Origin of the sequence: Rhodoferax koreense (assembly GCF_001955695.1) — a bacterium.
Taxonomy (GTDB): Bacteria; Pseudomonadota; Gammaproteobacteria; order Burkholderiales; family Burkholderiaceae_C; genus Rhodoferax_B; species Rhodoferax_B koreensis.
Genome location: NZ_CP019236.1, coordinates 4,147,182 through 4,160,320 on the forward strand (window position 1 = coordinate 4,147,182; position 13,139 = coordinate 4,160,320).

A 13,139-nucleotide genomic window follows, 5' to 3' on the forward strand; every position below is an offset into this window, starting at 1 on the left:
GAAGGGCATCCGATCGTCCTGAGCTTGTCGAAGGGCCTGGCGGACGACCCAGCCTCAGCTCAAACGATTTCTCATCTCAGGCGCGGGTCTGCGCCAGACCCTCGTTCTTCTCTACGCCCACCGCCCGCCGCGCATAACGCTGGGCCAGCACCGCGCACACCATGAGCTGCATCTGGTGGAACAGCATCAGCGGCAGCACGATGGCGCCGACCGCACTGGAAGCGAACAGCACCTTGGCCATCGGGATGCCGCTGGCCAGGCTCTTCTTCGAACCGCAGAAGACGATGGTGATCTCGTCCTCCTTCGAGAAGCCGAGCTTGCGGCTGGTCCAGGTCGTCAACACCAGCGCAATCGCCAGCACCACCGCACACGCCACCAGCACGCCGATCACGGCGGTGGCCGGAATCTGCTTCCACAGGCCTTCGACCACGGCCGCGCTGAAGGCGGTGTAGACCACCAGCAGGATCGAGCCCTGGTCCACGAACTTCAGCACCGCCGCGCGCTTCTTCACCCAGCCGCCGATCCAGGGCCGCAGCAGCTGGCCGGCGATGAACGGCGCCATGAGCTGCAGCATGATCTTGCCGATCGAATCGTAGGAGATGCCGGCGCTGCCGTGCGGCACCACCACCAGGCTCACCAGCACCGGCGTGATGAAGATGCCGAGCAGTGTCGAGGCCGAGGCGCTGCACACCGCCGCCGGGATGTTGCCGCGCGCCATCGAGGTGAAGGCGATGGCCGATTGCACGGTGGCCGGCAGGCAGCACAGGAACAGGATGCCGAGGTACAGCTCGGGCGTGACCAGCGGCGCCAGCAGCGGCTTGAGCGCCAGGCCGAGCAGCGGGAACACCACGAAGGTCGAAGCCAGCACCAGCAGGTGCAGCCGCCAGTGCGTGGCGCCCGCGATCACCGCCTCGCGCGAGAGCTTGGCGCCGTGCAGAAAGAACAGCAGGCCGATGGCCACCGTGGTCAGCGTCTCAAAGCCGTGCGCCGTAGGGCCGCTGGCGGGCAGCAGGCTCGCCAGCGTGACGGTGACGACAAGCATCAACGTGAAGTTGTCGGGAAGGTACTTGGGACGGGTCATGAAGACACCTCGGAATCATCAATGCACCAATTGGACCTGTGCGGTATTCAAAAGAGAAATGGATTATTCAAATGGACTTATGATTAATCATGATGAATGTCACCCTTCGACAGCTGCGTGTGTTCCAGGCCGTGGTGGCGGCACGCAACTTCAGCCGCGCGGGAGATGCGGTCGGGCTGACACAGCCCGCCGTCAGCCGTTGCATCCGCGAACTGGAAGGCCAGCTCGGCCTGCAGCTGCTGAACCGCACCACGCGCGAGGTGGCACCCACCGAAGCCGGCCGCAGCCTGGCTGCCCAGCTCGACCGCCTGCTCGACGAAATGGAGTTGGCCCTGCTCGACGTGCAAGGCATGGCCAGCGTGCGCCGCGGCAAGGTGCGGGTGGCCAGCAGCCCCACGCTGTCGGCCAACCTGATGCCGGCCTGCATCGCACGTTGCGCCGAGCTGCATCCCGACATCCAGCTCGTGCTGCTCGACCGGGTGCAGCTGGACGTGCTCGGCAGCGTTCGCGCGGGCGAGGTGGATTTCGGCGTGGTCATCGACCCCTCGGCGCCCGATGACCTGCATTGCGAAACCATCCTGCGCGAACCGTTCTGCCTGGTCTGCCGAAGCGACCATCCACTGGCCCGGCGCAAAAGCCTGCCCTGGCGCGCGCTGTCCGGCCAGAAGCTGGTGCTGCTCGACCATGCCTCGGGCAGCCGCCGGCTCATCGACCAGGCGCTGGCCGACCAGCAGGCCGAGGTGGACGTGGTGCAGGAACTCGGCCATCCGACGACGGTGTTCCGCATGGTCGAGGCCGGCATCGGCATCACCGTGCTGCCCGCGCTCGCGCTGACCGACGCCGAACTGCAAGGCCGCGCGCTCAGCGTGTGCCGGCTCACGCCGCACATCGACCGGCGCATCATGCTGGTCCACCGCAAACACCGCGCGCTGGCGCCGATGGTGGCGCTGGTGTGGCAACTGGTGGCGGCGGTGGCGGCGCAGGTGCCGGCGGGGATTTAGCGACCTCGAGGTATTGACCCGTTCGTGCTGCGCCCGTCGAAGCACCCGCACCAGGCCCTTCGACAGGCTCAGGGCGAACGGACGCGAGATGCCTTTCGTACTGAGGGCAACGGATGACGAATACCATGGGTGCCGCCTCCGAACGGACGACGGATACCGTTCGTGCTGAGCCTGTCGAAGCACCCGCACCTTGCCCTCCAACCGCCTCAGCGCGAACGGCTCAAATCGTCAATACCCCAGAAAAGCCGCCTGTATCAAGGCCGCCTCGGTGGTGAATTCATCGGCCAGCATGCGTCGCCAGAGTTCCTCGTCGTTGATCAGCTCGAATCGTTCCACCTCACCGTCCTGATTGACCGGCAGCAGGCCCTCGGGCAGCGTCGCCACGAACCAGTCGATGCGCTCGATCACGTAGCCCGCGCCGCCGCCATCGTCGCTCGGCCGGCGTGTGGTGACGAAGCCGCCGTGGCGCAGGCCCTGCAAGGTGTGCAGCCGCAGGCCGGCCTCCTCCCAGGTCTCGCGCAGCAGCGCCGTCTGCACTGTGTCCCGGGCCGAGACCATGCCGCCCATCAAGGTGTCCCACAGGCCCGGGTCGTTGGGCTTGTCGAAGGCGCGCTGCTGCACCCAGTGCCGGCCGTCGGGCGCCAGCCCCACCAGGTGCACGGCCTGCGTGGTGATGCCCAGGCCGCGCACCACGGCGCGTTCGACGGTGGCCACCCGTTCGCCGCCCCGATTCGGCACGGCGAGTTGCTCGTCGCGCCAGGCATGGGCTAGGCCGGCTTCGCGCAAGGCGTCGGCGAGCAACGCCAGGCTGCTGGTCGGCTCGCCATGCAAGCGCCAACCGCGCTCTGTTTTTTGAAGCACCTCGCGCTGATCCACCAAGGGCTGCAGGTCGATTCGGCTTAGAAAATCAGGCTCGACCGAGCCGATCTCGTGCGGTCCCGCATACAAGGGCACACGCGGCCGGCGCGGCGGCACCTCCGCGCCAGCGCGCAGCGCGGCCAGCCAGGCCGCGCGTTCGGTGTCCTGGCTCACAGCGTGAGGATGCTGCAGCCGGTCGTCTTGCGCGCTTCCATGTCCTGGTGCGCCTGCTGCACTTCGGCCAGCGGATAACGCTGGTCGATGTGGATCTGCACCGCACCGCTTTCCACCACCGCGAACAGGTCGTCGGCCATGGCCTGGGTGTTCTCGCGCGTGGTCATGTGGGCGAACAGCGTGGCGCGGGTAAGGTACAGCGACTTGGGCGCCAGGATCGCTGGGGCGAACGGCGGCACGGCGCCCGAGGCGTTGCCGAAGCTCGCGAGCAGCCCGAAGGTGCGAAGGCATTCAAGCGACTTGTCGAAGGTGTCCTTGCCGATCGAGTCGTACACCACCTTCACGCCTTCGCCGCCGGTGATCTCCTTCACGCGCGCGGCGAAATCCTCGGTGCCGTAGTTGATCACGTGGGCGGCGCCATTGGCCTTGGCGAGTGCGCACTTCGCGTCCGAACCGGCCGTGCCGATCAGCTGCAGGCCCAGCGCCCGCGCCCACTGGCAGGCAATCAGGCCGACACCGCCGGCGGCGGCATGGAACAGCACGAAGTCGCCGGCCTGCAGCCCGCCCTGCGGCAGGGTTTTCTTGAGCAGGTACTGCACCGTCAGGCCCTTGAGCATCATGGCTGCGCCGGTCTCGAAGGAGATGGCGTCGGGCAGCTTGCAGACCGTCTTGGCCGGCATCACGCGCAGTTCGCAGTAGCTGCCGGGCGGCGCGCTGGCATAGGCCGCGCGGTCGCCGGCGCGCAGGTGGGTCACGCCCTCGCCCACCGCCTCCACCACGCCCGCACCTTCCATGCCGAGCGAGAGCGGCATCTTCTGTGGGTACAGGCCGGAGCGCTGGTAGATGTCGATGAAGTTCAGCCCGATGGCCTTGTGGCGGATGCGGATCTCGCCCGGGCCGGGCTCGCCCACCGGAAGTTCGACAAGCTTGAGCTGGTCGGCGCCGCCGTGCTGGTCGATGCGGATGGCTTTGGTGGTGAGTGTCATGGATGTCTTCCTTGATGTTGGGAACGAGGTCGACGCGCATCCTGCCATGTTTTGCGCCGCCGCGTGGCACGCGTGGGCAACGGCCGCCGGTCCGGGGCGACCGAGGCTCCGGCCTCGGGGAAGCCGAGGTGGTTACAGTCTGGGGTTCGCCGCACTCGCCCAGCCCCGCTCCCCATCAATGACCCAGCGCATCCCCGCCTCCGCCATCTTCTACCTCACGCTCGCCCCGTTGCTGTGGGCCGGCAATGCCGTCGTCGGCCGCCTCGTGCACGAATTGGTGCCGCCGATGACGCTGAATTTCCTGCGTTGGGCGCTGGCCTTCGTGCTGCTGCTTCCGCTGGCCAGCCAGGTCCTGCGCAAGGACAGCCCGCTCTGGACCCACTGGCGCCGCTACGCCGTGCTCGGCCTGCTGGGCGTGGGCATGTACAACGCACTGCAGTACCTGGCGCTGCAGACTTCCACGCCGATCAACGTCACCCTGGTCACCTCCAGCATGCCGGTGTGGATGCTGGCCACGGGATGGCTGTTCTTCCGCGCCACGGTCTCGCCGCGGCAGATCGCCAGCGCGGTGTTGTCCATGCTCGGTGTGCTGCTGGTGCTGAGCCGCGGCGAATGGGGCCAGTTGCTCGCCTTGCGCCTCGTGCCCGGCGACCTCTACATGCTGCTGGCCACCATCGCCTGGGCCTTCTACAGCTGGCTGCTGATGGGCACGCGCGAGCCGGCCACGATCCGCGGCGACTGGGCCGCGTTCCTGATGGCGCAATTGGTGTTCGGCCTGGGCTGGTCGGGCGTCTTCGCCGCGGGTGAGCAGGTGCTGGGCAGCACACCGGTGCAATGGGGCCTGCCGCTGGCCGCGGCCCTGGTCTTCATCGCCGTGGGCCCGGCCATCCTGGCCTACCGCGCCTGGGGCACGGGTGTGCAACGTGCAGGGCCCAACGTGGCCGCGTTTTTCCTGAACCTCACGCCGCTGTTCGCCGCGCTGATGTCAACCGCGTTCCTGGGCGAAGCGCCGCACTGGTACCACGCGGCGGCGTTCGCGCTGATCGTGGGGGGGATCGTGGTTTCGGGGTTGAAGCGGTGATGGGCTGAGCCGGGCCCTTCGACAAGCTCAGGGCGAACGGGGAACAAATACCCCCGTTCGTGCTGAGCCTGTCGAAGCATCTGCACCAGGCCCTTCGACAAGCTCAGGGCGAACGGAGAAAACGCTAAACCGGCCTGTCCGCCGGTTTGCGCATCAGCGTCAACGCGAGCGCGGCCGAGGCCACCATCAGGAACAGGCTCACCGCATTGAGCACCGGCGTGGCGCCCTCGCGCATGCGGCCATACATCATCACCGTGAGCGGTGCATCGGAGCCGACCAGCATCAGCGTGGTGTTGAAGTTCTCGAACGACATCAGGAAAGCGATCGCCGCCGCGCCGATCAGCGCGGGTGCCAGGTACGGCAGCGTGATCGTCATGAACACCGCCGCACGCGTGGCACCGAGGTTGTAGGCCGCGTCTTCGAGCGTGAGATCGAAGCGCTTCAGGCGAGCGGTGATGATGAGCGAGGCGATGGACACGATGTAGGCGAACTGGCCCAGCACCACCAGCGGCAGGCCGGGCCGCAGGAAGTCGAGTTCCAACCCCCAGGTGTCGTCGGCGAACTGCGCGAGCCGGCTGGCGAAGGCCAGGATCGAGATGCCCAGGATCACGCCCGGAATCACCAGCGGCGCCAGCATCAGCAGCGACAGCGCCTGTTTGCCGGGAAAGCGGCTGCGCTCGATGAGGAAGGCGTTGGTGGTGCCGACCACCACCGACAGCAGCGTCACCCAGGCCGCCACCACCACGCTGGTCCACAGGCTGCCGAGCAGGGGCTTGTCGGCGAACAGGCCGACACGGCCGCCGCCCGCCGCACCGCTGCCGAAGAACCAGTCGAGCGTGAAGCCGCGCCACGGCGGTGCGGGATAAGGCGCATCGTTGAAGGCGAACACCGCCACCACCACCAGCGGCAGGAACAGGAACGCGAAGAACGCGACGCAGTACACGACGGTGCTGGCGCGCAGCCAGGTGGGACGAGGCAGGGAGGCGATCATGGTGCTGCGCTCAGGTTTTGCTCATCACTTCACCGAACTTCTGCCCGGTGATTTTCAGGCCCGCCCAGACGATGGCCGTGGACAGGCCCAGCAGCAGGAAACCGAAGGCCGCGCCCTGCTCCCAGTTGAACCGCGTGATGAACTGCGTGTAGATCTGCTCGGTGAACCACAGCGAGTTCTTGCCGCCAAGCAGCGTCGGCGTAAGGTAGTTGCCCAGCGTGAGCATGAACACCACGATGCAGCCGGCGAGGATGCCCGGCGCCGCGTGTGGAATGACGATCTGCCACAGGATGGACGGGCCGTTGCCGCCGAGGTCGTAGGCGGCCTCGATCAGGCTGTCGTCCAGGCTCTCCAGGGCGCTGATCAGCGGCACCACCATGAACAACATCGAGGTGTAGACCAGGGCCACGAGGATGGTCGCGTCGCGGTACAGCAGTTCCACCGGCGTATCGGTGATGCCGAGCTTCACCAACAGCGCGGGCAGCACGCCCGACTCGCGCAGCAGGATCATCCAGCCGAGTGTGCGCACGGTTTCGCTCACCCAGAATGGAATCAGGCACAACACCAGCAGCAGCGACTTGGTGCGGCCCTTGACCAGCTTGGCGATGGTCCAGGCGATCGGAAAGGCCAGCAGCAGCGTGATGGCGGTGGCCACGATCGACATCGTCGCCGTGCGCACGAAGGTGTGCCAGTACAGTGGCTCCTCGAAGAAGGTGCGGTACTGCGCAAAGCTCGGCGCGTACTGCCGCGGCGCCACGCGTTCGCGCAGCGACAGCACGGCCAGGTCCACATGCGGCAGCACGATCAGCCCCACCAGCCAGACGATGGCCGGCGCGAGCAACAGCAGCAGGATCAGCCTGGCCTGCGCGGAGGTGGAAGAACCATTCGAGGCAGCCACTTCAGGCCTTCGCTGCAAAGCAGACGGCTTGTTGCGGATCGAAGCTGAACGACACCGTCTCGCCAATCTTCAAATCCGCAAAGCGCCCGGTCTGCGGCAGGGCGATGCGGAACTCGGTGCGGCTCGCGGTCTCGCGCAGCAGCGCAGCCGAATTCGCACCGTCGAACAGGATGCTTTCGACCTGACCGGTGTGCGCCGGATGGTCCGCCGGCAACTCGCTCGCCACACGCGCCAGGCTCACGGCTTCGGGCCGCACGAAGGCCTCGATCTTCTGGCCGGCGGCAATCGCACCCACCGCCCGCGCGCGCATCGTCAAGCCTTGGTCTGTCACGAAGCTGGCCAGGCCATCCGAAGCCGATGCGGCACTGGCCTTGGCCGCAATGCGGTTGTTCGATCCCACGAAGCCGGCCACGAACGGCGTCTGCGGCTGGTAATACAGCGCCTGCGGCGTGCCCACCTGCTCGAAACTGCCGGCGTTCATCACCGCCACATGGTCGGACAACACCAGCGCTTCCGACTGGTCGTGCGTGATGTAGACGAAGGTCGTGCCGAAGGCCGCCTGCAGCTGCTTGAGCTCGACCTTCATGTGTTCGCGCAGCTTCAGGTCGAGCGCGCCGAGCGGCTCGTCGAGCAGCAGCAGCGTCGGCTCCAGCACCAGGCTGCGCGCAATGGCCACGCGCTGGCGCTGGCCGCCGGAGAGCTGGTCCACGCGCTTCTTTTCCATGCCGGGCAGGCTCACGCGCGCCAGCATGTCGCCGACCTTCTTCGCGATCTCGGCCTTGGCCACGCCGCGGCGCGCCAGGCCGTAGCCCACGTTCTCGCCCACCGACATCATCGGGAACAGCGCCAGGTGCTGGAACACCATGTTCACCGGCCGGCGGTTCGGCGGCACGCCGTTCATGGGCTGGCCGCCGATGTGGATCTGGCCCGAATCCGGCGCGAGGAAACCCGCGATCATGCGCAGCAGCGTGGTCTTGCCGCAGCCCGAAGGGCCGAGGATGGAGAAGAAGCTGCCGCGTTCGACCGTGAACGACAGGTCGCGCACGGCAACCTGGCCACCATAGATCTTGCCGACGTGGTCGGCCTGTAAGTCCGCTGGCACCGCGGCTTATTGCGCAGCTTTGATGCGATCGAGCACGCGGCCTTCGATGTCCTCGATGCCGGCCGGCACGGCGGGGTACCACTTCACGTTCTTCAGCGCGGCCTCGGGGAAACTCGCGGCGAACTGCGCCTTGAGCTTGGCATCGGCGAGTTGGTCCGCGCCCTTGGAAGCGGTGAAGTTACCGGCCGTGCCCGCCACCTTGGCGGCGATCTCCGGGCGCATGTTGAAGTTGATCCAGGCGTAAGCTGCGGCGTCGTTGCGGCCCTTGGCGGGAATCGCGAAGGTGTCGATCCAGCCGAGCGCGCCTGACTTGGGGGCGATGTACTGGATCTCGGGCTTCTCGCTGTTCAATTTCCAGCCGCCGGTGTCCCACATCATCGCGCCCACGACCTCACCCGCGCGCATGCCGTTGAGCAGCTGGTCCTTGTTGTCCCAGTAGAACTTCACGTTGGCCTTGCAGGCGGTGAGCGTCTTGCCCACGTCGTCCATCAGCGCGGCATAGGCCTTGGGGTCCTTGTACAGCGCGAACGGGTCCTTGCCCGAGGCAAAGGCAAAGGCCAAGAGCGTGGGCCGCTTCAGGCGCACGGCGACCTTGCCCTTGACGTCGGGCTTGCACAGGTCGGGGTAGTCGCTCATCTGCGCGAGCTTGGTATTGACGACGAGGCCGTCGGTGCCCCAGATGTGCGGCAGGCCGTAGACCTTGCCGTCCAGCGTGGTGTTGGCCTTGGTGGCGTCGAGCATCGACGGAATGAACAGCTCGGTCTTGACCTTGCTCAGGTCCATCGGCTTGTAGATGGCGAATTCCTGCTGCGGCCCGGTGATGCGGTCCTGCGAAGGCTGGGCGAGGTCGAAGCCGGCGCCGCCCGTGGCGCGCAGCTTGGAGATCATCTCCTCGTTGTTGGACAGCGTGATCTCCACGTCGATGCCGGTCTCCTTCTTGAACTGCGCCACGACTTCGGCCGGCACATAGTCGGCCCAGGTAATCAGGCGCAACTTCTGTTCCTGGGCCAGCAGCGGGCTGCTCATGACGGCGGCCAGGAGGCCGGTGGCGAGGACGAGACGGGACAGTTTCATGGAGGGCTTTCGGATGAACGGGTTGAGAACGCGGAGCAACTTTGATGCCGGATGAGGTGCCGCAGAACGGTGCGCAAAAGCATAGCGTGTGCGCATTTCATTTCCAAGTCAATCCGCTCAGCGTGCACCGGCCTTCGCAGCCATCCAGGCGGCGCGGCGCGCCAGGCTCTCGGCCGGCCAGACCTTGGAGGCCTGGTAATACGCCTCGAACGCCGGCACGTCCGTCGGCAACTGCACCCATGGCTGGCGCGAGGCGGTGAAGATGTGGATGTCGGGCGGCATCTGGCCGGGCTCGTCGAGCGTGCCCACGCGCACGAAACACACGGCGTCGCCCGCGCCCGCGTAATGGCTCCACACCGCGACACGGCACTGCGGGCAGCGCGCGATCATCTGCCCGTTGCCGCTGAAGGACGGCGTATGCACCAGCTCCACCGCACCCTGCAACAGCTTCACCCGGTCGGCTTCGATCATGGCGTTGAGCGCGAAAGCCGCACCCGTCTCGCGCTGGCACCAGCGGCAATGGCAGCAATGCACGAAGACGGGGCGCGTCGCCATGCGGTAACGCACGAAACGGCAGGTGCAGCCGCCATCGAAAGGCGGCTCATCGACGGCTCGCATGGGCAGGATTCCTCCGGGTGTATTTCTTGTTGCGCTGCGCAACGATTCTGCCGACACGTCCAGCCGCCCGCCCCCGCAGTTTCCCTTGCCTGCCCTGGCAGGATTCACGGCCCGCGTGGCTTCAACTCGTTGATGACCGCCTCGACGTCGTCGATGCCACGCACCAGTTGCTCCAGCGCCGCAGCCTGCTCCGGCCGGCGCACGCAGCCCTTGAGCCAGACCCAGCGGCGCTGGCCCTCGACCCAGATGCTGGTGTCGCCGAAACGCCCATCGGCCAGGATCGCCTTCTGCACGCGCGGAATGATTTCGGCGTCGTACAGGTAGGCGTTCGGCAGCCGGCAGCGGCCGGAACGGAAGCAGCTCGTGCCGCGTTCCGCGCGCCAATGCGCCTCGGCCTGCTGCTGCGCCAGCGTGATCAACGGGCCTGGCTCGGGCGGGCAATCCGCGATGGCGCTGGTGACCTGCAGGAAAGGGTCGTTGAAATGGTTGGCCGGTTGCTCCGGCGTGGTCTCGGCTTGCACGGCGCAGGCCAGGAAAACGAAGGTAAGCGCGAGCGCGCCAAGGTGTACAACAGGCATGGTCAATCCCGCAGGGGTTTTCGTCGCAGTATGCGCCGATATACTGTACAAATCACCAGAAATCCGGTCAACATCCGCACGCCCCGCGGCCGAATGACCCGCCCCATCCGTTCCGCACCCGCATGACGACTCCGCCCGCAACGGCCAAGGTGCCGCTTCCGCGCCGCATCGCCCACATCGACATGGACGCGTTCTACGCGTCCGTCGAGTTGCTGCGTTATCCGCAGCTCAAGGGCCTGCCGGTGGTGATCGGCGGCGGCCGGCGCAAGGTCGACGAAACCTTGTTGCAGACCCAGGGCGGGCGCAGCCTGGCGCAGATCCCGGTCGAGGCGTTTCCGCTGCTCAAGGACTATGTGGGCCGCGGCGTGATCACCACCGCCACCTATGCCGCGCGGCAGTTCGGCGTGGGCTCGGCCATGGGCCTGATGAAGGCGGCGAAGCTGTGCCCGCAGGCGGTCCTGCTGCCGGTGGACTTCGACGAGGTGCGGCGGTATTCGCGCAAGTTCAAGGCCATCGTCACCAGCCTCGCGCCACAGATGGAGGACCGCGGGGTCGATGAGGTCTACGCCGACTTCACCAATGTGCCCGGCGGCCAGCGTGATGGCGGCCGGGCCTTAGCCCGCCTGCTGCAGAAGACCGTGTTCGAGGAGACCGGCCTCACCTGTTCCGTCGGCGTGGCACCCAACAAGCTGATCGCCAAGATGGCCAGCGAGTTCAACAAGCCCAACGGCATCTCGATCGTGCACGAGGCGGACCTGCAGACCCTGGTCTGGCCGCTGAACGTGCGCAAGATCAACGGCATCGGGCCCAAGGCCGGCGAGAAGCTGGCTGCTTTGGGCATCCACACCATCGGCGAACTCGCCGCCTGCGATCCGCAGTGGCTGCTGGCGCATTTCGGCAAGGCCTACGGCGCGTGGATGCACAACGCCGCCCATGGGCGCGACGACCGGCCGGTGGTGACGGAAAGCGAGCCTGTGTCGATGAGCCGCGAGACCACTTTCGACCGCGACCTGCACGTGGTGCGCGACAAAGCCGAACTCGGCGCCATCTTTACCCACCTCTGCGAAAAGCTCGCGGAAGACCTGCAACGCAAGGGCTACGTCGGAAAGACCGTCGGCATCAAGCTGCGTTACGACGATTTCCGAATCGCGACACGCGACCACACGCTCGAGACGTTCACCGCGGACGCCAGAACCATTCGCCAGGCGGCGGGGCAATGTCTGAAACGTGCAACATTTGATCGAAAATTGCGACTATTGGGCGTGCGAATGGGATCTCTCACGAAACTTGAACTGCTCGGTAACTCTGGAATAAAATCCAACGAATACCATGTGAAAACAGCGGTATCAGCTATCAATTTTGAAGCAAAGACGGCTTCTTTGTTTTGACAGCCGCTGTGGCTTTTGTTACTTTCTCGCACAAAATCGGCGCAACGTCCTACGCTTTATCAGACTCGTAACGGCTACACCTCAAGTTTCAAAGTGTGACTATTGCCATGGCTACCGAAAAATCCCCTTCGTCCAAGAATGCAAGCGTGTCGTCGCTGCGCTATGTCAGCGATGAGATACCGGGCCTGACCCGCCTGCGAAAGGGCGATGCGTTCCGCTACCGCGACAGCGAAGGACGGTGGCTGACCGACGACGACGACATCGACCGCATCAACAAGCTGGCGATCCCGCCGGCCTACACGTCCGTGTGGATCTGCCCCTGGCCCGACGGCCACCTGCAGGCCACTGGCATCGATTCGCGCGGGCGCAAGCAGTACCGCTACCACCCGCAGTGGAACGCCGAACGCGACGAGAACAAATTCGAACGGCTCGAGGCTTTCAGCCTGGTGTTGCCGCGCATCCGCGCCCACGTGGCGCGCGACCTCGTGCCGATGCGGGGCGAACCGCTGAGCCGCACCGTCGTGCTGGCCACGCTGGTGCGCCTGCTCGACACGACGCTGGTGCGCGTGGGCAACGACGCGTACCTGCGCAGCAACGGCTCCTACGGCCTCACCACCCTGCGCACGCCACATGCGGTCGCGCGCGGCAGCGTGGTGCAACTGCGCTTTCGCGGCAAGAGCGGCGTGATGCACGACGTGAACCTGGACGACCCGCGGGTCGCCAAGGTGGTACGCCGCTGCCAGCAGTTGCCGGGGCAGGAGTTGTTCCAGTACCTCGACGAGGAAGGCCAGACGCACACGCTGGGCTCCAGCGATGTGAACGACTACATTGCCGAAGCGGCCGGTGCGCGTTTCACCGCCAAGGATTTCCGTACCTGGCATGGCACGGTGAAGGCGCTGGAACTGACCTACGAGGCGCGGACGCGCCAGGCGGATGAACGGTTCGATGTGAAGACGGTGGTGGAAGAAGTCTCGCAACTGCTAGGCAACACGCCGGCGGTCTGCCGCAAGGCCTACATCCATCCGGCGGTGCTCGAGCTCGGTACCGAACTCGCGGCCGATCCGACATCGGGCAGCGCCATCTGGCGGCGCCTGGCCGGCATACAGTCTCAGCGCAGACTCAGCGCCGCCGAAGGCCGGCTGCAGGCCTTTCTTCGGTTGAATCGCCGTGGGTCGCGGCTGTCACGCCCCCCGGTGAAACAGCGCGCCGCCACGGCCGAGGGCAAACGCGTGAAGGCTTCGGCCAAACCGGCGGTCAAGCCCAGCGTGAAGACCGCCAAGGCCACCAAGGCCGCCGAGACGGCCTGACC

General features: G+C 66.3%; 13 protein-coding genes. 4 read left to right on the forward strand and 9 right to left on the reverse strand.

Going from position 1 to position 13,139, the window contains the following annotated elements:
• Positions 1-76 precede the first annotated feature (76 nt).
• A complete protein-coding gene (locus RD110_RS19280; protein ID WP_076201191.1) occupies positions 77-1,081 on the reverse strand; it encodes a bile acid:sodium symporter family protein in 1,005 nt (334 codons plus the stop codon).
• 92 nt (positions 1,082-1,173) lie between these two features.
• Here RD110_RS19280 and RD110_RS19285 point away from each other — a divergent pair, with 92 nt between their 5' ends.
• Entirely contained in the window at positions 1,174-2,082 is a 909-nt protein-coding gene (locus RD110_RS19285) for a LysR family transcriptional regulator (RefSeq protein ID WP_076205293.1), read from the forward strand.
• A 228-nt stretch (positions 2,083-2,310) separates the two neighbouring features.
• Here the strand turns inward: RD110_RS19285 and RD110_RS19290 are convergent, their stop codons facing one another.
• Both RD110_RS19290 and RD110_RS19295 read right to left on the reverse strand, forming a co-directional pair.
• A complete protein-coding gene (locus RD110_RS19290; protein WP_076201193.1) occupies positions 2,311-3,114 on the reverse strand; it encodes an NUDIX hydrolase in 804 nt (267 codons plus the stop codon).
• Positions 3,111-4,100: a quinone oxidoreductase family protein gene (locus tag RD110_RS19295; protein ID WP_076201194.1), complete on the reverse strand. Its 990-nt coding sequence runs from the start codon at positions 4,098-4,100 to the stop codon at positions 3,111-3,113. Before RD110_RS19295 ends, RD110_RS19290 begins: the two co-directional genes overlap by 4 nt.
• A gap of 178 nt (positions 4,101-4,278) precedes the next feature.
• On the opposite strand from RD110_RS19295, the gene RD110_RS19300 reads away from it, so the two are divergent.
• Complete coding sequence (locus RD110_RS19300) at positions 4,279-5,181, forward strand: DMT family transporter (RefSeq protein WP_076201196.1); 903 nt, start codon at positions 4,279-4,281, stop codon at positions 5,179-5,181.
• A gap of 124 nt (positions 5,182-5,305) precedes the next feature.
• On the opposite strand, the gene RD110_RS19305 is transcribed toward RD110_RS19300, so the two are convergent.
• The 6 genes from RD110_RS19305 to RD110_RS19330 all read right to left on the reverse strand — a co-directional run bounded on the left by RD110_RS19305 (position 5,306) and on the right by RD110_RS19330 (position 10,442).
• A complete protein-coding gene (locus tag RD110_RS19305) occupies positions 5,306-6,172 on the reverse strand; it encodes an ABC transporter permease (protein WP_076201198.1) in 867 nt (288 codons plus the stop codon).
• A gap of 10 nt (positions 6,173-6,182) precedes the next feature.
• A complete protein-coding gene (locus tag RD110_RS19310) occupies positions 6,183-7,070 on the reverse strand; it encodes an ABC transporter permease (protein ID WP_076201199.1) in 888 nt (295 codons plus the stop codon).
• A 1-nt stretch (position 7,071) separates the two neighbouring features.
• Positions 7,072-8,172, reverse strand: a complete 1,101-nt coding sequence (locus tag RD110_RS19315; protein ID WP_076201201.1) for an ABC transporter ATP-binding protein — start codon at positions 8,170-8,172, stop codon at positions 7,072-7,074.
• A 6-nt stretch (positions 8,173-8,178) separates the two neighbouring features.
• Positions 8,179-9,246 (reverse strand): extracellular solute-binding protein, encoded by a 1,068-nt coding sequence (locus tag RD110_RS19320; protein ID WP_076201202.1) that lies wholly within the window; start codon positions 9,244-9,246, stop codon positions 8,179-8,181.
• A gap of 117 nt (positions 9,247-9,363) precedes the next feature.
• Complete coding sequence (locus RD110_RS19325) at positions 9,364-9,864, reverse strand: GFA family protein (RefSeq protein WP_076201204.1); 501 nt, start codon at positions 9,862-9,864, stop codon at positions 9,364-9,366.
• A gap of 104 nt (positions 9,865-9,968) precedes the next feature.
• Positions 9,969-10,442, reverse strand: coding sequence for a BON domain-containing protein (locus RD110_RS19330; protein ID WP_076201205.1), 474 nt, complete (start codon positions 10,440-10,442; stop codon positions 9,969-9,971).
• Positions 10,443-10,564: 122 nt separating this feature from the next.
• Between RD110_RS19330 and dinB the strand changes: the two genes are divergently transcribed.
• Positions 10,565-11,830, forward strand: coding sequence for a DNA polymerase IV (gene dinB, locus RD110_RS19335; RefSeq protein WP_076201207.1), 1,266 nt, complete (start codon positions 10,565-10,567; stop codon positions 11,828-11,830).
• Positions 11,831-11,937: 107 nt separating this feature from the next.
• Positions 11,938-13,137: a DNA topoisomerase IB gene (locus tag RD110_RS19340; protein WP_076201208.1), complete on the forward strand. Its 1,200-nt coding sequence runs from the start codon at positions 11,938-11,940 to the stop codon at positions 13,135-13,137.
• Positions 13,138-13,139 lie beyond the last annotated feature (2 nt).